This is a genomic window from Rugamonas sp., assembly GCF_025354735.1.
Lineage (GTDB): Bacteria > Pseudomonadota > Gammaproteobacteria > Burkholderiales > Burkholderiaceae_D > Rugamonas.
The window spans coordinates 1-24,099 of record NZ_JANXMI010000154.1 but is presented as its reverse complement, the minus strand read 5'-3'; the positions used below and the strand labels follow the sequence as shown (position 1 = coordinate 24,099).

Annotated in this window: 23 protein-coding genes and 2 pseudogenes; 5 read left to right on the top strand and 20 right to left on the bottom strand. The window is 63.9% G+C overall.

The window, feature by feature from the left end:
• The 4 genes from lptB to Q0S71_RS12920 form a co-directional block, all read right to left on the bottom strand.
• On the bottom strand, nucleotides 1-753 hold the full coding sequence (lptB, locus tag Q0S71_RS12935; protein ID WP_295996031.1) for an LPS export ABC transporter ATP-binding protein: 753 nt from the start codon (nucleotides 751-753) through the stop codon (nucleotides 1-3).
• Nucleotide 754: 1 nt separating this feature from the next.
• Nucleotides 755-1,384, bottom strand: coding sequence for a lipopolysaccharide transport periplasmic protein LptA (gene lptA / locus Q0S71_RS12930; RefSeq protein WP_295996029.1), 630 nt, complete (start codon nucleotides 1,382-1,384; stop codon nucleotides 755-757).
• Nucleotides 1,385-1,481: 97 nt separating this feature from the next.
• Nucleotides 1,482-2,102, bottom strand: a complete 621-nt coding sequence (gene lptC, locus Q0S71_RS12925) for an LPS export ABC transporter periplasmic protein LptC (protein ID WP_295996026.1) — start codon at nucleotides 2,100-2,102, stop codon at nucleotides 1,482-1,484.
• 37 nt (nucleotides 2,103-2,139) lie between these two features.
• Nucleotides 2,140-3,138 (bottom strand): KpsF/GutQ family sugar-phosphate isomerase, encoded by a 999-nt coding sequence (locus tag Q0S71_RS12920; RefSeq protein ID WP_295996023.1) that lies wholly within the window; start codon nucleotides 3,136-3,138, stop codon nucleotides 2,140-2,142.
• 210 nt (nucleotides 3,139-3,348) lie between these two features.
• Between Q0S71_RS12920 and Q0S71_RS12915 the strand changes: the two genes are divergently transcribed.
• A complete protein-coding gene (locus tag Q0S71_RS12915) occupies nucleotides 3,349-5,328 on the top strand; it encodes a monovalent cation:proton antiporter family protein (RefSeq protein WP_295996019.1) in 1,980 nt (659 codons plus the stop codon).
• 92 nt (nucleotides 5,329-5,420) lie between these two features.
• On the opposite strand, the gene Q0S71_RS12910 is transcribed toward Q0S71_RS12915, so the two are convergent.
• The 3 genes from Q0S71_RS12910 to Q0S71_RS12900 all read right to left on the bottom strand — a co-directional run bounded on the left by Q0S71_RS12910 (nucleotide 5,421) and on the right by Q0S71_RS12900 (nucleotide 9,810).
• The gene (locus Q0S71_RS12910) at nucleotides 5,421-6,596 is read right to left on the bottom strand and encodes a DUF484 family protein (protein WP_295996016.1); all 1,176 of its coding nucleotides are present in this window, start codon (nucleotides 6,594-6,596) and stop codon (nucleotides 5,421-5,423) included.
• Nucleotides 6,597-6,730: 134 nt separating this feature from the next.
• A complete protein-coding gene (locus Q0S71_RS12905) occupies nucleotides 6,731-7,582 on the bottom strand; it encodes an MOSC N-terminal beta barrel domain-containing protein (protein WP_295996014.1) in 852 nt (283 codons plus the stop codon).
• A 296-nt stretch (nucleotides 7,583-7,878) separates the two neighbouring features.
• Nucleotides 7,879-9,810, bottom strand: a complete 1,932-nt coding sequence (locus tag Q0S71_RS12900; protein WP_295996011.1) for an NYN domain-containing protein — start codon at nucleotides 9,808-9,810, stop codon at nucleotides 7,879-7,881.
• A gap of 154 nt (nucleotides 9,811-9,964) precedes the next feature.
• Between Q0S71_RS12900 and Q0S71_RS12895 the strand changes: the two genes are divergently transcribed.
• Nucleotides 9,965-10,513, top strand: coding sequence for a nuclear transport factor 2 family protein (locus Q0S71_RS12895; RefSeq protein ID WP_295996008.1), 549 nt, complete (start codon nucleotides 9,965-9,967; stop codon nucleotides 10,511-10,513).
• A 167-nt stretch (nucleotides 10,514-10,680) separates the two neighbouring features.
• Nucleotides 10,681-10,977 carry a hypothetical protein gene (locus Q0S71_RS12890; RefSeq protein ID WP_295996006.1) on the top strand — a complete coding sequence of 99 codons (297 nt, stop codon included), beginning with the start codon at nucleotides 10,681-10,683 and terminating at the stop codon, nucleotides 10,975-10,977.
• 19 nt (nucleotides 10,978-10,996) lie between these two features.
• On the opposite strand, the gene Q0S71_RS12885 is transcribed toward Q0S71_RS12890, so the two are convergent.
• The 6 genes and pseudogenes from Q0S71_RS12885 to Q0S71_RS12860 form a co-directional block, all read right to left on the bottom strand.
• Nucleotides 10,997-12,145: a TIGR03088 family PEP-CTERM/XrtA system glycosyltransferase gene (locus tag Q0S71_RS12885; RefSeq protein WP_295996003.1), complete on the bottom strand. Its 1,149-nt coding sequence runs from the start codon at nucleotides 12,143-12,145 to the stop codon at nucleotides 10,997-10,999.
• The gene (locus tag Q0S71_RS12880; RefSeq protein ID WP_295996000.1) at nucleotides 12,142-13,719 is read right to left on the bottom strand and encodes a polysaccharide deacetylase family protein; all 1,578 of its coding nucleotides are present in this window, start codon (nucleotides 13,717-13,719) and stop codon (nucleotides 12,142-12,144) included. Before Q0S71_RS12880 ends, Q0S71_RS12885 begins: the two co-directional genes overlap by 4 nt.
• Before the next feature lie 305 nt (nucleotides 13,720-14,024).
• Nucleotides 14,025-14,420, bottom strand: a pseudogene (locus Q0S71_RS12875) (type II TA system antitoxin MqsA family protein); the annotation flags it as partial.
• A 1-nt stretch (nucleotide 14,421) separates the two neighbouring features.
• Nucleotides 14,422-14,727, bottom strand: coding sequence for a type II toxin-antitoxin system MqsR family toxin (locus tag Q0S71_RS12870; RefSeq protein ID WP_295995997.1), 306 nt, complete (start codon nucleotides 14,725-14,727; stop codon nucleotides 14,422-14,424).
• A 1,222-nt stretch (nucleotides 14,728-15,949) separates the two neighbouring features.
• Nucleotides 15,950-16,312 carry a hypothetical protein gene (locus Q0S71_RS12865; RefSeq protein ID WP_295995994.1) on the bottom strand — a complete coding sequence of 121 codons (363 nt, stop codon included), beginning with the start codon at nucleotides 16,310-16,312 and terminating at the stop codon, nucleotides 15,950-15,952.
• An 11-nt stretch (nucleotides 16,313-16,323) separates the two neighbouring features.
• The gene (locus Q0S71_RS12860) at nucleotides 16,324-16,599 is read right to left on the bottom strand and encodes an ADP-ribosyl-(dinitrogen reductase) hydrolase (RefSeq protein WP_295995991.1); all 276 of its coding nucleotides are present in this window, start codon (nucleotides 16,597-16,599) and stop codon (nucleotides 16,324-16,326) included.
• 472 nt (nucleotides 16,600-17,071) lie between these two features.
• On the opposite strand from Q0S71_RS12860, the gene Q0S71_RS12855 reads away from it, so the two are divergent.
• Entirely contained in the window at nucleotides 17,072-17,632 is a 561-nt protein-coding gene (locus Q0S71_RS12855; protein ID WP_295995987.1) for a recombinase family protein, read from the top strand.
• Nucleotides 17,633-17,891: 259 nt separating this feature from the next.
• Here Q0S71_RS12855 and Q0S71_RS12850 read toward each other — a convergent pair whose 3' ends face one another.
• From Q0S71_RS12850 to Q0S71_RS12830, 5 genes are all read right to left on the bottom strand, one after another.
• Nucleotides 17,892-19,154, bottom strand: a complete 1,263-nt coding sequence (locus tag Q0S71_RS12850) for an AAA family ATPase (protein WP_295995984.1) — start codon at nucleotides 19,152-19,154, stop codon at nucleotides 17,892-17,894.
• On the bottom strand, nucleotides 19,151-19,468 hold the full coding sequence (locus Q0S71_RS12845; protein WP_295995981.1) for a hypothetical protein: 318 nt from the start codon (nucleotides 19,466-19,468) through the stop codon (nucleotides 19,151-19,153). The genes Q0S71_RS12850 and Q0S71_RS12845 overlap by 4 nt, the downstream gene beginning before the upstream one ends.
• Nucleotides 19,469-19,828: 360 nt before the next feature.
• Nucleotides 19,829-20,011 (bottom strand): hypothetical protein, encoded by a 183-nt coding sequence (locus Q0S71_RS12840; protein WP_295995980.1) that lies wholly within the window; start codon nucleotides 20,009-20,011, stop codon nucleotides 19,829-19,831.
• A gap of 178 nt (nucleotides 20,012-20,189) precedes the next feature.
• A complete protein-coding gene (locus tag Q0S71_RS12835) occupies nucleotides 20,190-20,663 on the bottom strand; it encodes a hypothetical protein (protein ID WP_295995978.1) in 474 nt (157 codons plus the stop codon).
• Nucleotides 20,660-20,863 carry a hypothetical protein gene (locus tag Q0S71_RS12830; protein ID WP_295995976.1) on the bottom strand — a complete coding sequence of 68 codons (204 nt, stop codon included), beginning with the start codon at nucleotides 20,861-20,863 and terminating at the stop codon, nucleotides 20,660-20,662. The genes Q0S71_RS12835 and Q0S71_RS12830 overlap by 4 nt, the downstream gene beginning before the upstream one ends.
• A gap of 343 nt (nucleotides 20,864-21,206) precedes the next feature.
• Between Q0S71_RS12830 and Q0S71_RS12825 the strand changes: the two genes are divergently transcribed.
• Nucleotides 21,207-21,575 carry a J517_1871 family lipoprotein gene (locus Q0S71_RS12825; RefSeq protein WP_295995973.1) on the top strand — a complete coding sequence of 123 codons (369 nt, stop codon included), beginning with the start codon at nucleotides 21,207-21,209 and terminating at the stop codon, nucleotides 21,573-21,575.
• A 1,635-nt stretch (nucleotides 21,576-23,210) separates the two neighbouring features.
• Here the strand turns inward: Q0S71_RS12825 and Q0S71_RS12820 are convergent.
• Both Q0S71_RS12820 and Q0S71_RS12815 read right to left on the bottom strand, forming a co-directional pair.
• Entirely contained in the window at nucleotides 23,211-23,555 is a 345-nt protein-coding gene (locus tag Q0S71_RS12820; protein WP_295995970.1) for a hypothetical protein, read from the bottom strand.
• A 259-nt stretch (nucleotides 23,556-23,814) separates the two neighbouring features.
• Nucleotides 23,815-24,099: pseudogene (locus Q0S71_RS12815) on the bottom strand (hypothetical protein); the annotation flags it as partial.

Here is a 24,099-nt window from a genome sequence, read left to right as displayed (position 1 = left end):
TCACATGCGGAAGTGTTCGCCCAGATACACGCGACGCACCGATTCGTTGGCGATGATGTCGTCTGGCCGGCCTGACGCCAATACCGTGCCCTGGTTGATGATGTAAGCGCGGTCGCAGATGCCCAGCGTCTCGCGGACATTGTGGTCGGTGATGAGCACGCCGATCCCGCGTTCCTTGAGGAAGCGCACGATGCGCTGGATCTCGATGACGGCGATCGGGTCGACCCCGGCGAACGGTTCGTCGAGCAGCACGAAGCGCGGGTTGGTGGCCAGCGCGCGGGCGATTTCGACGCGGCGGCGCTCGCCGCCCGACAGCGACAGCGCCTGGTTGTCGCGCAGTTTTTCGATTTGCAGTTCGGCCAGCAGGGTGTCGAGCCGTTCCTGGATTTGCGGCTTCGACATGGGCTTGCCGTCCACCTGCTGGATTTCCAGCACGGCGCGGATATTGTCTTCCACCGTCAGCTTGCGGAACACCGACGCTTCCTGCGGCAGGTAGGACAGGCCGAGCGCGGCGCGGCGGTGGATGGGCAGGCTGGAGATGTCGGTGCCGCTGATGTCGATGGTGCCGGCGTCCGACGGCACCAGGCCGACGATCATGTAAAACGAGGTGGTCTTGCCGGCGCCGTTGGGACCCAGCAGGCCGACCACTTCGCCGCATTCGACCTGCAGCGACACGTCATGGACGACCTGGCGCTTGCCGTAGGTTTTTTGCAGACCGCGCACGATCAGGGTGCTGCCGCATTGTGCGTCCATATTATTGTCCCACCGGATTGGGCATCGGCACCGGGGCCGGCGTGGCCGGCGCGGCGGCCGGCGCGGCGCCCTTGGCCGGCGCGGCGCCGGTCGGCTTGAGCGCCGGCTGGATCACCATCGAACCGCGGCCCTTGCCGGGCACGCTCTCGCCGGTGACGGAATTTTTCAGGCTGAAGAATTCCTTGCGGCTGTCGTAGGAAATGAATTCGTTCTGCGCCTCGTCGCTGACGCGCGACCCTTCCAGGCGGCGCACCTTGGCGTTGGTGAACAGCTTGACCAGCTCGATCTTGCCGTCGTATTCGATGCGCTGGGCTTCGCCCTCTATCCACTGGTCGCCGGCGCCGTCGCGCTTCTGGCGGAAGGTGGCCGGCACGCCGTTGGCGGCCGTCATCGTCACGTATTGGTAGTTTTCCGGGTCGACCGTCAGCACCGCCTTGGCGGCCTTCATCAACAGCGTGCCGCGCGTGAGCACGACGTTGCCGGTGAAGGTGCGGATTTGCTTGACGTCGTCGATGTCGACCTGGTCGTACTTGATTTCGGTCGGCTTGTCGGAGTCGGCTTTTTCGGCGTGCGCCAGGCCGGCCAGGCCCGTCATCATCAGCCAGGCGGCCGACAGGAGATATTTTTTCATCGCAGTTCCGTTCAATCAGTAGTGTGGTGTGATGCGTGTCGGGATGCGTGTTGGGATGCGGACCCGGCCCGCTCGCATGATGGCGCCGCCGCCACCGTCAATGTGGCGGCGCGGCCGGCTTCGCCGCCGCGCGCGGCGGCAGGTCGAGCTGGCCGCGCCCGCCCATGTGGATCTGGCGCGTCGTGTTGTTGGCCTTCATGCCCACGCCGCTGGCCACCGAGCCGCCCACCGTCAGCACCACCGGCAAGTCGGTCTCCATCGTTTCATCGTCGGGGAACACGGTCAGCGCCTGCGTCTTCAGTTGCAGCGGCTGCGCCGTGGCCGAGCCTTCGCGTTCGACGTGGACATTATCCATCAGCTTGATGCGGCTGTTGTTCTGGTCCGCGTGCGCGCGCTCGGCGTGGATGTGCATGGGCGGCGTGTCGCCCTCGAGGCCGCGCACGATGGGCTTGTCGATGTCGGCCGAATCGTCGGCCGGGTGGTGGGTCAGCTTGTCGCCGGAAACGATGTAGCTGGGCCGGCCCGTTTTACTCAGGCGCACCATGCTGAAATTATGGATGATGTAGTCGGGCTCGTCGCGGTGGCTGTCGGCCTGCATTTGCTGGCCGTGATGGTTGACCACCTCGACCAGCCAGAAGCTGCCGAAGGCCAGCATCACGAAGACGGTGATGGTCAGCGATAAACGCCACAGGTGGGCGGTGCGTTTGCGGCCGGCCATCATCGCCCCGCGCGCTTCATAGGGTATGCCGGCATCATCAGATCACCTTGGCGCGGGTCAGGTCGTGGATGTGGAGCGCGCCGACCAGCTTGCCGTCCGCGTCGACCACCAGCATCTGGTTGATGCGGAACTGCTCCATCACGGCGACGGCGTCGACGGCCAGCTTTTCCGGCGCGATCGAACGCGGGTTGGCGTGCATGACGTCGCGGATGACGACCTTGCTGAAGTCCTGCACTTTTTCGATCATGCGGCGCAGGTCGCCGTCCGTGAACACGCCCAGCGGCCGGTGCTCGGCGTCGACGATGGCGGTCATGCCCATGCCCTTTTGCGTGATTTCCAGCAGCGCCGCCGTCAGCAGGGCGTCGGCCGGCACGGCGGGCACGGCGTCGCCGCTGCGCATGACGTCGCGCACGTGGGTCAGCAGGCGCCGGCCCAGCGCGCCGCCCGGATGCGAGCGGGCGAAGTCGTCCTCCTTGAAGCCGCGCAGGTCCAGCAGCGCGACGGCCAGCGCGTCGCCCAGCGCCAGCGTCACCGTGGTCGAGGCCGTCGGCGCCAGGTTCAGCGTGCACGCCTCCTTGGCCACGGAGACGTCGAGGTGGACGTCGGCCAGTTGCGCCAGGCTGGAATTGGGCTTGCCCGTCATCGAGATCAGGGTGCTGCCCATGCGCTTGACGACCGGCAGGATGGCCATCAGCTCGGCGCTTTCGCCGGAATAGGAAATGGCGATGAAGGCGTCGTCCGGGGTGACCATGCCGAGGTCGCCGTGCGCCGCTTCGGCCGGGTGCACGAACAGCGCCGGCGTGCCGGTCGAGGCCAGCGTGGCGGCGATCTTGCGGGCGATGTGGCCGGACTTGCCGATGCCGGACACGACCACGCGGCCCTTGCAGTTGAGCAGCAGCGCGATGGCGGCGCCGACGCTGGTGTCGGTGGCCAGGCGGGCATGCAGGGCGGTGATGGCGTCGGCTTCGATCTGCAGCGTTTCGCGGGCCAGCCGCAGCGCGCGCGCCGCCGTATTTGCGTCAAAAGCTTTCAGCATAAGTTTTTCATGGGTTACACTCATCCCCAAGTATAGCCGAATTGGGAAAGCAAAAAACTTGCCAAGGATAACAAAGCATAGAAACAGTGCACGTCGCGCCACGCCGGCCGCGCAGCCGCCGGGCAAGCGGGCTTGCTGCACCGCTTGCGCCCCCGCTTGCGGACCGGCGCCGCGCCACCACCACCTTCCGACCACGACGATGGGAGCGCCATGTTTTCCGCCCTTGAACTGACTCTTTTGCTGCTCGGCAGCGCGGTGCTCGGCGTGGTCGCCTTCCGCATGATGCATCTGCCGCCGATGCTGGGCTACCTCACCGTCGGCATCCTGATCGGCCCGCACGCGCTGGGCCTGGCCGCCGAAAACGAAGCCACAGCCACGCTGGCCGAATTCGGCGTGGTGTTCCTGATGTTCTCCATCGGCCTGGAGTTCTCGCTGGCCAAGCTGATGTCCATGCGCAGCATCGTGTTCGGCCTGGGCATGGCGCAGGTCGGCATGACGATCGCGCTGACGATGGGCTTCGGCTGGGTCGTCGCCACGCAGCTGCCGGCCCATCTGCACCTGGGCTGGCAAGCCTCGTTCGCGCTCGGCGGCGCGCTGGCGATGTCGTCGACGGCCATCGTCTCGAAGATGCTGACGGAGCGGCTGGAACTGGAAAGCGAGCATGGCCGCAAGATCATCGGCGTCCTGCTGTTCCAGGACCTGGCCGTGGTGCCGCTGCTGATCCTGATCCCGGCGCTGTCGCAACCGTCCGACACCCTGCTCGTCACGCTGGGCTGGGCCAGCCTGAAAGCCGTCATCGTGCTGGTGCTGCTGCTGTTCATCGGCCAGAAGCTGGTGCGCGGCTGGTTCAAGATCGTGGTGCAGCGCCGCTCGCAGGAACTGTTCATGCTGAACCTGCTGCTGGTGACGCTGGGCGCGGCCTGGATCACCGAGCGCGCCGGCCTGTCGATGGCGCTGGGCGCCTTCGTGGCCGGCATGCTGATCTCGGAAACGGAATACAAGCACCAGGTCGAGGAAGACATCAAACCGTTCCGCGACGTGTTGCTGGGGCTGTTCTTCATCACCGTCGGCATGTTGCTCAACGTGCGACTGGTGCTGGAAAACTGGTGGCTGGTGCTGATTTTGCTGACCGGGCCGGTGCTGCTGAAGTTCGCGCTGATCGCGGGCCTGGCGAAACTGTTCGGCGCCTCGGACGGCGTGTCCATGCGCACCGGGCTGGCGCTGGCCCAGGCCGGCGAGTTCGGCTTCGTGCTGCTCAACCTGGCCGGCGGCATCGCGCTGATGGACCCGTTCATCATCCAGGTGGTGCTGGCGTCGATGGTGCTGTCGATGCTGGTCGCGCCCTTCATCATCGCCAAGTCGGACCAGATCGTGATGAAGGTGTCGAGCAACGAGTGGATGATGCAGTCGCTGGCGCTGACCAGGATCGCCAGCCGCACCATGTCGACCAACAAGCACGTGATCGTGGCCGGCTTCGGCCGCAGCGGGCAAAGCCTGGCGACCTTGCTGAGCGAGGAAAAGATCGATTACCACGCGCTCGACCTCGACCCCGAGCGCGTGCAGGAAGCGCGCACGGCCGGCGCGAATGTGTCCTACGGCGACGCGGCGCGGCGCGAAAGCCTGATCGCCGCCGGCATCTACCGGGCCAGCGCCGTCGTCATCACCTACGCCAGCACGCCGTCGGCGCTGAAGGTGCTGCACCTGGTGCACGAACTGGCGCCGACGCTGCCGGTGATCGTGCGCTCGTATGACGACACGGATCTGGACCGGTTGAAGGCGGCCGGCGCGGCGGAGGTGGTGCCGGAGCTGATGGAGGGCAGCCTGATGCTGGCCTCGCACGCGCTGGTGATGCTGGGCGTGCCGCTGCGGCGCGTGGTGCACCGGGTGCAGGCGGCGCGCGACGAGCGCTATGCGTCGCTGCGCGGCTACTTCCACGGCGCCAGCGACATCGGCGATGAGGCCGACCTGGTGCGGCTGCATTCGGTAACGCTGAACGACGGCGCGGCGGCCATCGGCAAGCTGCTCGGCGAGATCGACGTGGCCGGCGCCGGCGCCGACGTGACGACGATACGGCGCGGCAAGGGCGCGCTGGAGGTGACGCCGTCGCTGCGGCTGGAGCTGGGCGACGTGGTGGTGCTGCGCGGCGCCGCCGACGCCGTGGCGCGCGCCGAGGGGCGCCTGCTGCGCTAGCTTGGTGGTGAGCGGCTGCGCCACTTCGACGACACGAACAGGGGTCGGCGGCGCCGAGTTTAAGCCCACCGATGTGGCGCGCGCGTTCGGCGCTATGCGCGGTAGCTGATGACGCGGTTGCGTCCCGTTTCCTTGGCCTGGTACAGCGCCTCGTCGGCATGCGCGATCAGCGTGCGCGCGATGGGCTCGGCGTCGCCCTCACTTTCGCCGTCGCCCTCGGCCGCCAGGCAGGCGACGCCGATCGACAGCGTGATCGACACCTGCGTCACCTGCGTCACGCTGATGAGCGCGCCGGCCACGCTGGCGCGGATGCGCTCGGCGACAAAGGCCGCGCTGTCGAGATCGGCGTCGATCAGCAGCACGACAAACTCTTCGCCGCCAAAGCGCGCCAGCGCGTCGGACCCGCGCAGTTCGGCCTTGATCCGCTGCGCCACTTCGCGCAGCACCTCGTCGCCGCCCTGGTGGCCGACGGTGTCGTTGACGCGCTTGAAATGGTCGATGTCGAGATACATGACCGCGATCGGATAGCGCTGGCGCCGCGCGCGGCCGATTTCTTCGAGCAGGCGGCGGTCGATATAGCGCCGGTTGTAGACCCCGGTCAGCGAATCGGTCAGGCCGATGTATTTCAGCATCTCGTTGCTGATGACGTTTTCCAGGCAGATGGCGATGATGGACGCCATGTGCTCGATGAAGTCGGTGCCCAGGCTGGGCGTGAAGCGGGTCGGGTCGACGCTGCCCAGGTTCAGGCTGCCGATGATGCGCTTGTTGCGCAGCAGCGGCACCAGCGCCACGCTTTGCAGCCCGGCCGGCGGCCGCGGGAAGGGCCGCGCGTGGCGCTGCGCGTCGAACATGCCCATCAGCGGCTTGGGTTGCGGCGAATAGGCGTTGCGACGGCCCAGGTCGAAGCCCAGTTCGTCGATGTCGTCGACGAAGATCAGGTCGGGGAACTCTTCGAACACCACGCCCAGCTTGAGCATGACGGTGCGGATATCCTCGCCGTCGTCGATCAGGCTCAGCGTCACGCTATCGAGCTCGGAGATGATGGGCAGGGTGCGGAAGATGGTGCCGACCAGCTCGGGAAACGTGGAGGCGCCGACGATTTCGAGGTCGAAGGCCTGGTGCCGGCCCATGATGGAGTGGTTGCGCTCGGCCTGTTCGAGCAGGTAGGCCATGCGCGCGCGCAGCGCCTGGTTCTCGGCGGCCAGGTCGAGCGGCGCCGCACCGGGTGCCGCATGGGGCGGCGGTGTGCCTGAGACAGTGTGCGTCATACATCCCTTCCATCGGTTACGGCTTGCGGCAGGCCAGTCATGGAGCCGGCCCGCGGGTCCGGCTTAGGCGCGCCTGGCAGTTATCACATTACGCCAAGTTGGCGCGCTTGGGAATGTCCGCATGAGCCGGTGTCTCAAAACGCCAGCGCGACGCCGATCTCCTGGCCGACCCGCAGTTGCTGGCCGGCACCGTCGGCGACGATGCAATTCATGCCGAAGCAGATGGCGCCGCCCAGTTCCGGCTTGGCGCGGTAGCTTTGCAGGATGTCCATGGGATCGGGGCCGACGATGCCGCTGGCCTGGTCGACGGCCGGCATCGGGCAGCGCGGGCAGGGCTTGACCGGTTTCAGCGTGGCGTCGCCGAACTGGAAGGTGGCCACGTAATCCTCCTCGAAGGCGGCGATGCCGGCGATGACGAGATTGGGGCGGAAGCGGTTCATCGGCAGCGCAGCGCGGCCGGCGCGCCGCAGTTTTTCGTTGAGGTCGTCCAGCGAGGCGGCGCCCGCCAGCAGCACCGGGTAGCCGTCCGAGAACAGGGTGCTGGCGGCGATGCCGGCGGTCCATTTTTCGCTGACCTTGCGCTCGGCGTGCGCGTGGAAGCGCACCAGCCGGCACGGCGCGCCGACGGCGGCGCTGATCCAGGCGGCGGTGGCGGCGTCGCAATCGTAGGCCAGCACGGCGTCGTCCCACACCTGCGTCATGATGGTGGGCGCGTGCTGCGGGTCGGGCTGGCGCAGGTCCAGCAACAGGCGCTCCATGCCGGGCGCGCTCAGCTCCAGCGTGCCCGTTTGCAGGCGCGGCGTGATGAGCGCCATGCGCGGGTGTTCGCGCTGGGTCAGGCAGTGGCCGGCGGCGTCGACCACCATCCATTCGCGGTCGTAGATTTGCTGCGTCATCAAGCCCTCGCGCGTCAGCGTCGCGACTTGCAGCGCGATGCCGGCGCAGGATTTGATCGGGTAGAGCGTGATTTCGGACAGGATAGGCATGCGCGCACCGGCGGGCCGCGTCGGCGCCGCAGCAAGATTGTTTTTCAAACTAGAAGTATGGCAGCAAAGCGGCGGGCCGACAATGCGGCGCCGTGGCGGCGGTGGTGGAGCGGCGGCGTGAAGGCGGGGGCCGGAGCGGGGAAGCTCCGGTTCGGCCTTTTTGGATGGCCTTGCGTTGGCGTGAATCGGAGTCGAGACCGTGGGTCAGACCCCGCAGCTACGGACGCGGGCAGTCACCGGCGGCGCCGGCCACGGGGTCGGACCCCGGGCCACGCCGCCGATTCCACCACCAGTCGTCAGTCGTCGGTCGCTGGCGCGGTCTTGACCTTGCGCGGCAAGCTGCTGCGCGATGGCGTCTTGCGAGCCGGCTTGGCGGCGGGTGCCGACTCCTCGGCGACCGCTGCGGCTTGTGCGACGATCGCGCCGGCCACGTCAGCCGATGCGGCCATGTCGGCCGCTGCGGCCTTGGTCTTGCCCGCCGCTGCCGTCCTGGTTTTTTTCGCGGCCGGTGCGGCCGGTGCGGCGCTGGCGGCCGGCTTGGCGCTGGCGGCGCGCTTGGCTTTGACCGGCGCCGGCGCGGCGGCGACACTGTCGGCGACGACGATGGCCGGTGCGGCCATGGCCGCCACTTCCTGCGTTGCGACCGGCTCGGCATGACGATCATTCGTCTTGCGGTTGCCACGATTGCCGCGTCCGCGACGCGTATCCTGCGCGCCCTCGCCCGCTTCGGTCTGCGCCACCACCGGCGCCATCACTGCTGCGGGTGCCGGCGTGGCGACGGCTTCCGGCGCTGGCGCGGCAGCGACGTCGGCATCGGCGCCGCGCTCGGCGTTGCGTTCGGCGTAGCGCTCGGCGGCGCTGCGGCCGCCACGGCCACGGCCGCGACGCGGCTCTTGCTTGCCATCTTGCTTGGCATCGGACTTGCCGTCCTGGCGGGCTTCGACCGGCGCCGGCTGCGCGGCGACGGCGTCGTGGTGGTCGTCGTCGTGGTCGTTTTCTGCGGCGGCCTGGCGGGCCGCGAAGGCCAGCTGGTCGGCCTTGATGTCGGCGATGCGGCGGTGATTGACGGGGCCGGTGTCGGCGCCACGGTCGGCGTTGCGGTCGGCGCTACGGTCGGCGAAGCGTTCAGCGGCGCTGCGGCCGCCACGGCCACGACCGCGCTTGCCATCCTTGCCGTCCTTGCTCTCCTTGCGGCCGTCGGCCTTGGCCTCGCCCTTGAATTCCTTGCGCGGTTCCGCCTTGGCGTCGGCCTGGAATTCCTTGCGTGCATTCGACTTCGATTTGGGCTGGGCGTGTTGCGGCGCGCCCGACGGCGCGTCCGGCGCCGCTTCCTGGCCCGCTTCCGGCATTTCGGCGGCCGCCATCGCATCCTGGCCATCGCCGCCCTGCCCCGCGACCGGCACCAGGCCGCTGCTGCGGAACACGTAGGCGCCGGATTTTTCATCGCGGCCGAATTCGAGCAGGCCGCGCGCCTTGGCTTCTTCCAGCAAATTGCCGAAGGTGCGGAAACCGTAATAGGATTCGCTGAAGTCCGGCTTGCGGCGCTTGATCGCTTCCTTCAGCACCGAGGCCCAGATCTTGCCGCTGTCGCCGCGCTCGGAAACGAGCGCATCGAAGGTGCCGACGGCGATGTCGACCGCTTCGCTGCGGCGGCGGTCCATGTCGGCGCGGCGCTTGCTTTCTTCTTCCGGCGTGCGCTTGGGGGCGGACGTCGCTTCGCGCGGGTCGCGCTTGGCGGCGGCGCGGCGGCTCTCGCGCACCAGGTCGTCGTAGAAGATGAATTCATCGCAGTTGGCCACCAGCAGGTCCGAGGTCGACTGCTTGACGCCGACGCCGATCACTTTCTTGGCGTTCTCGCGCAGCTTGGACACCAGCGGCGAAAAGTCGGAGTCGCCGGAGATGATGACGAAGGTGTCGACGTGCGACTTGGTGTAGCACAGGTCGAGGGCGTCGACGACCATGCGGATGTCGGCCGAGTTCTTGCCCGACTGGCGCACGTGCGGGATTTCGATCAGCTCGAAGTTCGCTTCGTGCATGGGCGCCTTGAAGGCCTTGTAGCGGTCCCAGTCGCAATACGCCTTCTTGACGACGATGCTGCCCTTGAGCAGCAGGCGTTCGAGCACCGGCTTGATGTCGAACTTATCGTAATTGGCGTCGCGCACGCCGAGCGCCACGTTTTCGAAGTCGCAGAACAGCGCCATGCTGACGTTATCGTTGGAAGAGGCCATGAGGAGTATTTTTTCTAGTGTGAAGAGAGGCGGGGCGTCGGGCCGACGCGGACAATCCGACGATTATACCCAACAAGCCGGACCGGGCCGGATCGCGTTGGTGTATTCTGCCCGTTCCGGCGGCGCGCCGCCATTCGAGACCCGCGCAACGACCATGAAAAAAGCCCTCGCCACCTTGTGTCTGACGCTGTGCGGCTGGAGCGCCGGCGCCCAGAACGCGACCGCCGCCGACGCCGCCGATGCCGCTACTGCCGCCGCTGCCCCCGACACCGCCGAGACCAAATTAACGGCGCGCATCAACGCCTTCGTCGACCAGTGGCACGACGACGCCGCCCATGCGCGCCCGGCCTACTTCGACAAGATCGCCAGCGACGGCGTCTTCATCGGCACCGACAAGAGCGAGCTGTGGCACCGGGACGATTTCAAGGTCTGGGCCAAGCCGTATTTCGACAGCGGCAAGGCGTGGGCCTTCACGGTCATCAAGCGCCACGTCTACCTGTCGGCCGACCGCCAGTACGCGTGGTTCGACGAGCAGCTGCACACGCAGATGGGCATCTGCCAGGCCAGCGGCGTGATCCACCAGACGGCCGGCGGCGGGCTAGAAATCGAACACTATCAACTGTCGATCGCGATTCCCAATCCGCTGGCCGAGCAGGTGGTCAAGACGGTGAAGAAGTTTGAGGCGCAGGCGGACAGCAAGTAGCGCCGACTATGAGTTGATGCGCCGATGTGGCGATGCGCCGATGCGCCGATGCGCTGTTGCCGGCGGGCGCCCCGGCCGGCGGACGCTATGCGCGCTTGCGCACGGACGGCGGCGGGCTGCGGCCCCCATGATGCGGCATCAGAACATCAGAACATCAGGAAGTCGCCGTGAACTACCAAATTATGCCGCTGGCCGTATCAGCCGAAACCGCCTTCATACCGCGCCGCCCCGCCATGCCGGCGCCGGCTGTCCGTCCGTATCCCCGCAATCTGCCGCACGCACCGCGCAGCAACACGCTGACCGCGCAGCGTGTGCAGGTCGGCATCATTTTCCTGGAAATGCTCGGCGCGGCCGACGCCGCCGAATACATGCTCGCGAACGCGGTGCCGGCCGCCGTCGTGGCCCGCGTGCTGGCCTATCCGCTGCGCCGGCGCAACGCCGACGCCGACGCCGACGCCAAATAAATTACAGCGATCTTTCAAATCAACGGCGCGCGCTGAGGCGCTCGTACACGGCCTGATAATTGGCCACCATCGCCCCGAGGCTGAAGCGTTCGACGGCCACCTGGCGGGCCTGCCGGCCATGCGCCTGGCGCAGCGCCGGGTCGCCGGCGTAGTCGGCCAGCAGGCGTGCCAGCGCCGCCACGTCGCCGGGCTGGAAAAAGCGCCCCGACTCCCCTTCCCGCAGCAGTTCCAGATTGCCGCCGACGGCGCTGGCCAGCACCGGCACGCCGCAAGCCATCGCTTCGAGTATCGTGTTCGAGATTCCTTCAGACAGGGAGGGCAGCACAAACACGTCGAACCCGGCCATGATGCGCGCCACGTCGTTGCAGGCGCCGGAAAACCATACCTGGCGCCCGATGCCCAAGTCGTCGACCAGCGCGCGCAGCGGCTGCGACAGGGCGCCGTCGCCGACGATCGCCAGGCGCAGGCGCGACGCGCCGTCCGGTGCGCCGTGCAACAGGGCGGCGAAGGCGCGGATCAACGTGGCCTGATCCTTCACCGCCTGCAATCGCCCGACGGTGCCGACGATGAAGGAATCGGCGTCGGCGAAGCCGTCCGGCATCAAGCCCAGGTCGCGCGCGGCTATCGGCACGAAGCGTTCGGTGTCGACGCCGTTATACACTTGCCAGACGCGTCCGCGGCCGACACCGACGCGCTCGACCAGATAGTTCTCCAGATCCCGCGACACCGTCACATAGCCGTTGACGAGGGGCGCGTGCAGGCGCCGCAGCAGGATGGGCCGCCAGCGCTCTCCCTTCAGGTCGTCGACATCCCAGCCATGTTCGCCGTGCACGCAAAACGGCACGCCGGCCAGGCGCGCCGGCAGCAGCGCGTCCAGGCCCGACTGATTGCGCGAGTGAACGATGGTCGGCCGCAGCTCGCGGCACAGGCGGAACAGTTCCCTGCGCATGCGCCACACGCCGATGCGCGAGCGGTGCAGCGCGAACACTTCGACATCCTGCCGCGCGATGCGCAGGCGGAAATCCGAATAATCCTCGATGCAGACGATGGCGTGGCGGAAACGCGAGGACGGCATGGTGTTAATCAGGTTGACCAGGCCGTTTTCCAGTCCCCCGACGACAAGATGGTGTATCACATGGAGGATCAGCGGCCGCGTTTCACTCTTCATGACAGTCCAAGGCATTGGTACAGGAAGGAACGGTCGGAATATTCCCAGTGTATGCCGCGCCGCAGCACCTCATAACGATCAACCGCGCCGACGTTGACGCCGCCGTACGCGGACAGGCAGCCCGCGTAACCGGCTTGCTTGACCAGCTCCAGGCGCGCCGGCGTCATGTGCTGGCGGCCGCCGTAGGGATAGGCGAACAGCACGCTGTCGATGCCCAGTTGCTGGCGCAGCTGCGCCTGCGATTCGTGCAACTCGGCGCGCACCAGCGCCTCGGGCTCGGCGGCGCAATCGATGTGGTTGATCGTGTGCGAGCCGATGGTGAAGCCGAGCGCGCTCATCTCGCGCAACTGCGGCCACGTCATCATCGGAATCGGCTCATTGCCGCGCCGCACGTCATGGGGGAAGGCGCGCTCGGTGCCGATCAAGCCGGTGGACACGAAAAAGGCGGCGGGCAGCTCGTGCTTGAGCAGGATGGGTGCGGCGTGGGCGTAATTGTCCAGATAGCCGTCGTCGAAGGTCACGCAGACGAGCGGACGTTTGCTGCGCGGCAGCGTCTCCAGCGCCAGCGCCTGCTCGATCGACAGCACCGTGCAATGGCGGCGCAGCAGCGTCATCTGGCGCTCGAACTGCTCGATGCCGACCGTCAGATTATCGCGTGCCGCATCGCTGACGCGGTGGTAGAGCAGCACGGTGACGCGCGGCGCCAGCACGCGGAACAGACCGGCCCGCCACAGCGCCACGGCCACGGCCGACCGGCTGGCCTTGACGAGGCGGCGCAGCGCGGGCTCGGCCGGCGTCTGCCCTTGCAGCAGCTGGCGTTCGAGCGCGGCGACCTGCCCCAACGTCGGCTTGCTGCGGGTGCTGCCGCCGGCCGCCTGGGGCTGGGACTGGGCCGCGCCGGACAGGATGTCTTGAACAGCCTGCCGGGTCAGCGCGATGCCCAGCTCGTCCAGGCGCAGCTGCATGCCGCGCACGGTGGCGTAGCGCTCGCGCTGCAAGGCCGACGCCTGCACCACGTTGCCCGTGTCGAGCTTGTCGTCCACCCAGTGAACGGTGCAGCCGACTTCCGCTTCCTTGTTCCACAATTCCCAGAACGCCGGCGGCATGCCGCGATATTCCGGCACCTTGCCCTTGTGCAGATTGATGGTGCCGAGCGTGGGCAGGGCGAACAGCGCGCGCCGCAGCACCGGCGCCGCGAGGGCCAGGCCCAGCGTCGGCGCGAACTCGCGCGCCATGGCCAGCGTCGGCGCCGCGTGCAGGTCGGTCACGGTCACGATGCGCATGCGGCTGCGCTGCTGCATGGCCGCCATGCCATAGTCGCGCCCCCGCCACGATGACGAGGGCGCGTCGGCGCCGCGCAGGCGCTGCAAGATGTCGCCGGCCTGATAAGGCAACCAGCGCCAGCCATTGCGTTTGAAATTGCGCCACTGATTGCGCACCAGTTGCAGCGGACGCTTGCGGGCCGCCTGAATTAGGACCAGCCACTCGAGACCCGGCGTGGCGCGGTCGATCTCATCGATACCTTTTCTTACGGAATGTCCAAACCCAGCGGTGAAAACGATAATTCTCTGCATGCGCCTTACCCTTTTATCGTGAGCGATCGTCAGTAGCGACAAATTACCATAAATTCAACTGAGTCCCGGCAGTTAATGCAGGGATTGTGCGAGGTGAACAGGCATAAAAAACCCCGCATGTGCGGGGCTTCGTGGCATGTCCGGACGGCCGGGAAATGCGGTTTCCAACTTAACAATGAAAACGAATAAACAGGGAAGTCACTGTTTACTCATGCGTATCGAACCCGCGGCACCTCGACCTCGGCCTCTACTGGAGGATCCGGTGGTCGAGTATCTTTCAACGCCCCAGTATTTTCAATTGTCTGCGCGCCCCTTACTTCATCCCACAAATCAGGATGACGATCCAAGAGTTTCAGCATCATGACCAAGGGAATCGAAGGGTTGGTTTTGCCGGTTTCGTACCTTGAGAACGCGTTCGGTCCGCCTCCAAATATCTCACCGGCCTCCCGGCGGTTAACGCCAAGTTTTTTACGCACGGCTGTAATATATTCTGGAGGTACTATCCCAGCATTGACGCGCTTGTTAAACGCCAACATCGCGGCACTTACACGACGCGATTCGACCAGGTCTAGAACAACCTCGTCGCAATCGACACAATAATCCCCCTCAACGCCGGTGATAACAGTGACATTGCCTTTATAGGAGTAAGGCATGTCACGTTTTTCATGAACCGTGCCGCCATCACATTCCGGGCAAGTCATATTATTTTTCCTTGAAAGACACAATTTTCATGTTTACCGCCCCGTTGTCCAATTGCAGTTTCACATACAACATACCAATTGGAGACTTAGCGTGGTACACGTCCTGCCATCGAGAACTATCCGTGTTGACGGTCATACTCTTGTAGAAATCCGCCATAGTCATTTGCAACACAGTCCGAACCATATCGTCCACTCCCATATTGAGAGCGGCGGCGGTTGCCAATGATGTCATCGTGGTCCGGACCTTCCCTGCCTTAGCAAGATCTTGCATCACATGCAACGGAGTGTGGGGGGTGGACTTTTCCAATATTAACCTATTTGGTTTATTTTTTCAAGCCACATACCCACATTGCGCCTACATTTCCCTTTACATGTGACCTGATTCATCGCGCTGGTCGCATGGCAAGAAGATGCGTAGTGCGGTACGACCAAATACCGCTTTGGCCCGCATTTGGCCGCGCCAGTACGATAGCAATCATCTTGGTTTGTTTTTGCTGCGGTTACCACCCGAAGGCGCGTCGCGAACTGTGCTCGGCCACCCTCCCGCATCTCCCGGCCCCTGACCCGCACCCGCGCCTGGACGCGCGCCACCGCTTGCACCACCGCCGGCCGTGCTTTGCTTTGCGCCCGGTTCGCCGCTACCACGATTACCTTTGCCGCTATTCGTTCCATTATTGCTCATCGCTGGCTCCTCAACATGCCGACTGAAAGGCACGCCCAATTCGTCGACAGGAAATCAGAGCGTGTAAAACCATCGTCGACATCATCCTAGCGTATTCAATTTTCAAACGGCGCTTGGCACGATACCTCACCTTCGAATTGACCACGAACATAGCGACACGCCCTCAAATCGATGATGGCGGGCGCTAGCACGGTCCATGACGTTGGCTAGGTCCATTTAGCATCGTTGACCCTTAGGCGCGCCATACCCGCTCGTTTTGACCTTGCTAGCAAACCCTTACCCGGCATCGAGCCGGGTTGGGCATGAGATGCAAAAAGATTGCGTGAGCTGAACAGGCATCGGCATAGTGACGGTCGCCCTTCCGCAGTTGCGCTTCACTTCGCTCGGTGTGGTCAGCTCGCGGCGGGACTTTCACCCACAAGAGTGCATCCATGCTGGGCGCACGTAAAAAAAAGCCCCGCATGGGCGGGGCTGGGTGGCATTTCCGGGCGCTCTGGAAATGCGGTGATGCGATGATGCGATGATGGCCGCTTAGACGTTGAACAGACAGTGGTGCTCTGCGCACCCCATATCATGGTCAGTAAACAGCCTTCGAAGAAGTTTTATACCCGGTTTCGTACCCGGTTTTGCTATTGCCACACGGCTGGCGCTGGTTGATATCCTCACCGCCGATGGTGGTGCTGTACAAGCCGCCGGCCATGTCATGCGCCGAGCTTTTGCGTATATGCGGGGCGCTGCGCCCGGAGGCGACACTGCCACAATTGAAAGAAATTTAATTGCTAGCTTAAAGTACAACGGCCCGCTGTGCAGGCGGGCCGTTGGCTTCTGGCGAATACGCCCTCAAGCGTCAAGCTGCGCGGCGAGGGTCCAAGTTAAGTTCAACCTCAACCTTTTGCTTGCCGTTCTCGAGCGTTTCCTTCTTACCTTCATTTGCCATTTGGGTAAGAATAACCTTCACCTCTGCATTGGCAAATCGCTTTAGTGCCTCACGCATCAGCGGCTGATAGCCCATGCCGTGAATCTTCGAAATGAGTTTGAATTGCTCTATGAGCTCTTTAGGCAAGCGAATAGAGATAGCCTGCAGGCCAAGCGCATCGTCCAGCTCTTTTTCAGCTTCCGGTGGAGCCCGGCGAACGAATTGCTCGTCTTCACCCAACTTTCCACTATCCCAAGCTTCAGTGGTGTCGTCAATTTTCTCCGTCGTAGCCATTTTGATACTCCTTATCTCGCATATTTGTTATAAATGCGGCAAATCTCTGGGGTTGCTTCGTACGCTGATTTCAGCTCAATGCCATCTTTAGGCACATACATTATTTTTAGCTCTCGCCCCTTGTCGGTCGAGGCGACGAACCACTTTGTCAGCGGGTCAGTCAGATGTTGCGCCCGTGTGTCGTCACATAGTCCGCCTTCCCTATTCAGGAAGCATTGTTCCACCTCAATCACGCGGATGCCCCGCTTCGTGATTTTGTCGAGTACATCAGGAGATATTCTGAACATCACTTACATCCTCTACGTATATACAGTATGGCTGCCTGGCTCAAAATACAAGCGAAAGAAGTAACCGAACGTGACAGAACCCACACATGCAGCCTGAAAGCGAAGGCTGTGAGGTGGTGGGGCTGCTACTTTATCTCAATCACCGCGTATATACAAGCGAACTGCAACGACAAATATACATGATATCTTTCACCTGCCATTATTTCCCATTGCCAATGTAAGGGCTTTCTGACGAGGCTCCCGCACACAAGCCCGCGCCTGAGCGTCCACATAGTCCCACATTCCCAAGAACCGCGCACTAGCTATCAGGCCCAGTCGTGAAGGCCGTCCAAGAAGGTATACTTTCTCAACAGTGCAACCGCACAACGCTTTGCCCCGGAAAACACCGTCCAACAAGTATCAACACGAATCAACTATACACTTTCTGAAAAGTCCTATATACTTTCCTTACACAATCGCGAAGGAGAACGAAATGGGGGCAGGTCAAACAGTAGGGTACATCCGGGTTTCAAGCGTCGGCCAAAACACCGCGCGTCAACTCGACGGCCTGACCCTCGATAAAGTCTTCGAAGATAAATGCAGCGGCAGCGATACCAACCGCCCTGCGCTCCAGGCGATGCTGTCGCACGTCCGCGAAGGCGACACTGTGCTGGTCCACGAAATCAGCCGCCTGGCACGCAACACCGCCGACCTGCTGGCCCTGGTCAAGCAGCTGACGGACAAGGGCGTGAGCGTCACATTCAAAAAGGAAGGGCTCACCTTCACCGGCGACAAAGCCAACGCGATGAATCAGATGCTGCTGACCATGCTGGGTGCCGTGTCCTCGTTCGAGCTGGCCATGATTAATGAGCGCCGCGCCGAGGGCCAGGCACGCGCCCGCGCCGATGGCAAACACATGGGCCGCGCCGCCAAGCTGAGCGCTGACCAGGTGGCAGCGATTCGCCAGCGCGCCGCGACGGAGAGCAAGTCTGCCCTGGCCGAAGAATACGGCGTGAGCCGCGCCACGTTGTACGCCGCCATCAAGACTGCATAGAGGGATGTCGGCCAGCGGCCGGCCGCACCACCCAAGCCCAACCTGAGAGCTGGGCTTTTTGTTGGGCAGTCGACCTCCCGCCGGTGCGACTAAAGGGCCTTGCAAGGGGCTTTGAAAGGGGTGCAGCTTTTGCACACCCTTTAGGTTCGGACCAGCGCCAGCCGCTCAACGAATAGTGCTGGAATGGCGAAGGGTGCGCCGAAGGGAGCGAAGGGAGCACTGTTTTTTCTGCGCTCCCTTCGCTCCCTTTGCACTCCCTTCATGGCTCGGCATCGCCGGCCTGGTCCCGAACACCGCCAAGAAGACCGCCACTTTCCGCGAAGACCGCCACACTATTTACGTGGCGGTCTTCGGTATTTTTGGCGGTCTTCGGCAAAAACCACTGCCATCCCTCTTTCATGCCAGCCTTGGCCGCCTCGATGCCCAGGTCGCGCTTTGCCCGCTCAATCGTGCGCCAAGCGTACCCGGCGCCGGCCGCATCGGCTTTTACCTGCTTGGTTGATATCGGGCCGTCCGCCAGCAAGTCGCGCAGGAACTGCTCGGCGTCGAGCTTCTCGCCGCCATCGTCGCCGTCGTCGTGCTCCACGTCACCCAGGATTTCCCGGGCCGTGCCTTCGATGGCGCCTTCCCATACGGCGTGCGTCGCTTCGATGCCGCCGGCAATGGTCACAAGCTCCAGCGAGTAGGCCACGCCGCCATCGTCGGGCGCGATATTCGACTTCGCCCGCGCCATCACGCGCCGGTTGCTGCCTTCCTCCTTCGCCGTCACCAGCACCATGCGCGCCAGAGCGCCGAATGCCTGGGAGCCGATAACCCGGTCCTGCGGCGCCTTGCCGGCGCCGCCCTTGGCAAAATGCGTGATGCCGATGACCGCGCAGCCGTGGGCGTCGGCGAAGTCCACCACCGCCTGCAGGCTTCGTCGCACGTCGTTGGCGCGGTGCATGTCGCCGGCCACCGCCGACACGATGGGGTCTATCAGCAGCAGGCTGACGCCGCCGATGGCGTCGACGGCCCGGCGCAGGTCCGGGATATCCTGCGACGGGTCGAATGGCACGCTCTCGCCGTCCTGCGCGATGCCCTCGATGAAGTGGCAGCGCGCCAGGTCGGCGCCGGACGCAATCAGGCGCGGCACCAGTGTGTCGTCGGCCACGTCCTCGCTCGACCAAATCAGCACGTTTCCCCGGCCATGACATGTCGAGCCGTCTGGCCAGCGTCCGCCGGCAGTCAGCACCGCAGCCAGGGCTAGAGCCAAGGTGGTCTTGCCGGTCCCGGCCGCACCAGCCAATATAGTCAGCTTGCCGGCAGGTACCCAGCCCGGCCACAGCCAGGTGATGGGTTGGGGCTTGATATCGGCGCCGCACCGGATTTTCACGACGCGTTCGCCGCGCTGCATGGACCGGTCGAAAGGTCGTGTCGTTTCGCCGGCCTGCGCCAGCTCGATGCGGGCCGCCCGCGCGGCGTCGTCTTCTTTGCCCAAGGTGAAGCCAGCCATCTGGCCATCGTTGTGTCCGTCGGCCATCATGATTCCGCCAGCTTGAGGAAGGCCGTCCGGTTGTGGTCGCCGTCAACCAGCAACAGCCGACGCGGCCGGGCCTGATACAGACGGTCGGACAGCGTGCGCAACGCGCCGTAGCGAGTGAGCTTGCCCGGGAAGACCAGCACCACATCGAGGCCGGCCACCGCGCGGCATTCCAGCGCGGTCGGCAGGTTGGCCGGGTCGATTTCGATAGCGTTGCGCTTCGGCGGCAGCATGCCGACGCCTAGCCACAGCACGCCGCCCACCGGCGCCAGGCCCAGTTCGGTGCGGATGCGGGCCAGCTCGGCGAGGGTCGTCATAGGTCACCGCCAGTCACGAGGCGCAGCACCGGCCGCTTACGCTCCGGATAATTATCAGCGGAGCTGGGCATTAAGATAAGGTAACGGTCCTTTCCTCGGCGGTCCATCCTGCGGAATGCATCCAAAATGCGCTTCTCGTCGGCGCTGAGCCAAGGCGCTGGCGGCGGTTGAACAGTCCTCATATCGCACCTCCGGATACGAGACGAAGCACCGGAGCGTGATGGCCCGGGAACTTGTTCGCCCACGCCTCTACGATGGGCAGAATGGACCGCTGGCAATCGGCGTCCATCTGGCGGTAGGCATTCAACAGGCGCTGTTCAGAAAGGTTGAGCGGCGCAGTCGGAGGTGGTGGCAAGCTATTCATTTCCCACCTCCCTTCACGATGTGCAGCGCCGGCTCGGTACAGCGAGGAAAGGCTACCGCGATGTCAGCCATGTAACGCATCGCCTCGCGCTGGCGCCGGTCATCCATCATGGCGAACCAGCGGGCAACGAGCAGTTGGTTTTCGGTCAGCGGTGTTGGTGCCGGCTTGGCGGGCTTCATGCTGCACCTCCGCTAACGAGGCGCAACGCTGGCGCCGTGCGGCGCGGGCAGTCGTGCGCAAATCGTTCAACGATGCGCGTGCACATTTCGCGACTGCGGTCATCGGCTGCTCGGAAGGCCGCGAGGATGCGATGCTCTTCCGCTGTGAGCGCGGACGTTGCGGGTATCGATATCGGCTTCATGCTGCACCTCCTTCCGCCACCAGCGCGACGATGTTGTCGGCGGCTTCGTGCATCAGCGCCACGGCGCGCGCGGTGCAGGTGGCGAAGCAGTTGATGGCGGCGGCGCCCGGCGCGGTATCGTCTATTCGGTCCAGCTGGTCAAACACCGCCTGCAGCAGCACTTCCGCGCGCTCGGTTTCGAGCAGGATGTCGACCGCCCGCGCCTCGATGTCGAGCAGCTGCTGGCTCTGCCCCTCGCTGCTGGCGCTGGTGTGCGCCGCGGCGCCGCCTTCAGCGGCCTCGATAACGGCAAGCCGCTCATTCGCGCGTGTCATGCCTTCGCCGGACACGCCGGCCCGGTCCAGCTGTTCGTGGACCTTGGCTTTCTGCTGCATGGTCATGGCGTTGAGCATGGCGCCGATGATGCGGTCGGCCATCTTGAGCTCGACCAGCAGCGCGGACGCGCCAGCGTTCAGGGGGGCGGCGGTCATGCTGCACCTCGCGTCAGCGCATCCAAGTCCTCGGCCAGCTCAGCGGCGAGGCGCGTGGTCGCTTCTAAGGTGGTTTGCTGGTCGGCGGGTGCCAGACGGTGGATGGCGGAAAGCAGGTTGGCGACGGCCTTCGCCTGCCAGCGCATGTGCTTGATATTGTCGTGACGCAGTTCTGCGGATGTGAGGGTGCTTTTGACCATGGTGGCCTCCGTGTGTGGTGGTGAACCGCACAGCCCGCGTCCAAACGGGGTGAGCAGCGAATGGCGGGGTTGGACGACCGGTACACAGGGAAACCGGCAGGCCGAAGCCTCCCCACCATCGCCGCTCATAGAGACGTGATGGTACGGACGAAAAAAAGCCGCCAGTCGGCGGTTGTCCGCCATGTGTATTCGAGCGTCCAAGCCCGGCACCGTCTTTATCCGGTGCTTTTTTAGGATAGGCGACGGCGAGAAATCCGTCAAGCATCAAGTGGATAGTGACTATTGGATAGATTTACAGTTGTCAATTTTACATATAATTCGACACCCATCCAGAAGGCATCAAATGAAAATTGTACTCGCCGCTATACTCGCCGCCCTGTTGGCAGGATGCATGACGCCGCACAGCGTTTCTTACAAATACACGCCCACTCCGCACCCTGAACTGGCCGGCTACTGGGTTGGCTCAGCAACAGGTCAAACGCACACAATGCTCTTGCGTCCGGACGGCACCGGTGAGCTATGCTGGGAATATCTCGGCAAATACAATACGACGCCCGTTACTATTTCCGGAGAAAAAATAATCGGAATGTCTGAGGCGAAATTTAAAATTAATCCGGACGGTACGATTTCGCAATGCGCATGGGGCATGTGCCTGAATTTCCAACGGACGGAGCACGTCGCCGCAGCTTGCCGCGAGTGGCTGTCAAAGTAAAGATAAGCCCCACCGAAACCCTTTCCATCGCCCTTCCTGCCGCTCCCCAGCGCCGGCCGACAGACCGGAAATAATCCGGTCAGCACGATACGTGCACGAGTCGTGCACCATGCGTGCACGGTGCTGGCAGGGTGTCCAGCATCTGGACTGCCCTGTAAGGGACTTAAAGTCCTGCGCGACTGCGCCATACCCAAAGTAAGCTGCAAATCGCTCGACGCGGCGTAACGCTGCCACCGTTACTTTGCCCGTTACGCTGGCGTTACATGCTTGCACCTGACGACGTGGCGCCGCTGTCCGCATTTTGTCCCAGCCTGTGCGGACAAATTTCGGACGGAATGCGGACTCGGCGCCGGCGGCGTTCGCGTTCGTTCGGTTGCGTTCGGTTGCGTTCGGTTGCGTTCGCGGCGGGCGCTGGTCAGGCATGACTTCGTCCCAATCTCGGAAGAAGGCGGCCAGCTGATGGCGTGCAAGGGTATCGTGAATCGCCCCGTGCTCAGCCTAAGGGGTAACGAAACGTTATGCTCTGTCGTCGACGGGCCTCGCGAGCCGTCGCGAACCTTCGCGAGAGTTCCGACGCCGCGGTGAAGGACGGCCGAAAATTTCCGGCGGTCAGAATGGCCCAGTTCCAACGTGGCCCTTCGCCGCCGGGTGTTCGCGACGGCCCCCGTCGAGATGCGCTGGAAACTGAGCGCATCTCTTCCGGGCGGCCGGCTTCGCTACTACAAATTCAGGACCGCGCGGCGCCGCGTGTTCAGCTCCTGAAATTTCAGGAGCTCAGGCGGGCCGGTGACGACCAGCGCCAGCATCGCCGGAGGCGTCACGTTTGCAAGTAGGTTTGAGCGACGCGCAAATCGAGAACGCGCGGGGCCGATTTGAAATCCAACCCTTCCAGACCGCCAGCGATATGGACTTTCCCATATCGACCTGGTCCGATTTGAAATCGCAGCAAGATGATGGCCCGCGCGCCCCGTCTCCAAATATGGGATTTCGCCACAATTGAACGGTCTCCTCGAATTTGAGGACATCTACGATATTCTGCACGGGCGCAGAATTGTGCCGATGAGCTTTCGTGCGGCTTGGCAGCGCGGGCTTGTGACTATCATCGGGCCGGATGCTGCTTACGAATGACGGCCGAGAGTCCCCAACAATGTAGCTATCTGGTCGGTGGCGCGCTGTAGAGTCTCCCGAGCGGCAGTCTCCATCTCTCGATTGCCGACGGAAATAGCCAATTCCAGTAGCTGGCGAGCCATCACCTCCATGTCGACTATCTTCATTAACTTTTCGGCACATTCGATTTCTCGGGGTGACATGCACTTTTCCATCGCGAACTCCTTCACTTCAAGGGTTCACCATGAGGTTATATGGCTGCATGGTCTGTTCGCGCGCGCACGCAGGTCGTCAGTCCGATGCGACAGCTTGGCCGCCACAATGCTACGTTTCAAGCATCGCCGACCAGCGCCAGCAGCGCGCCGCTGACGCGTGAGGCACGCGTGAGTGACGCGTCGAACTGCCGACCACGGCCCGCACAGATAGTCCCAAATCAGGACAGGGTGTCCCGAATCGGGACAGCTAAGCCGTATTTCCGGCTCTGGCCGCACCCCGATTTTGGGGACCGGGCTTTACCATAGGTCTTCCTCAGGTTGAGGGAGTCTGCACCGATACGCGCAATTCTGCCGCCTTGGCTGCCGCCCGCCTCTCCAACCACTCCCGGCCGCCGGCCTCAAGCGCGTCCGCAATGACCTCCGGCGTCAGGCCATACACCATTGCCCAGGTCGAGCGGCCGTCAGCGGCATTGGCCGGGAAGCTGCTCACTTCGATGGGCCAATGATACTTGCACTTCAGCGCGCGGATGATAACCGGCAGCGTTAGATGGCCCTGCAGCGGCTCAGCACCGGTCTGGTCGCTGTCGGACAGCAGGATGGCCAGGACGGCAGCGCGGGCCGTCAGCGGGCCGGGAAATCGGGGCGGGGCTTTCGGCATTGCGTCTCTCCTGGTCGGCTTGATGGGGTGGTTTTCGTGCGTACCGGCTTGCGTACCAGCGATGCGCACCGCCTGCCCAGGCTCGGCTTTATCGCGCACCAAGTGCGCACCAAATACGCACTATCCTGCGCCTGCCATTCCTCAGCCTGCGTCCTTGATGTCTTTCAGGGAATTGACGCAGTCTCTCAGCAGCGTAGCGAGGCGCCGGGCTTCTTCGGAATATGCCCCATGCACGACTGCGTTTTTGCTGCTAGCTGCCTTACCGTCGCAGGTTTGCGGCCCGGTGCTGGACCTCCACGGTGCCCACGTCCGAATTAATGCCGACTGGCGTGCTCGTTCCTCGGGTGTCCAGCGTCGCATGTGTTGACTCCGATAATAGTTCGTTTGAAGGGATAATATTTTTCTCGTGCGCGGCGTTCGCGGTGCCGTTGTTCACCTGCTGCTGACCCGCGATATTCGCTTGCTTGATGAATGTGGCCGACTTGGGAGCTTTTATTTCCGCCAGTGCTTCCAGCGTCGTCCTGCATTGGGACTGCGCCTTCAG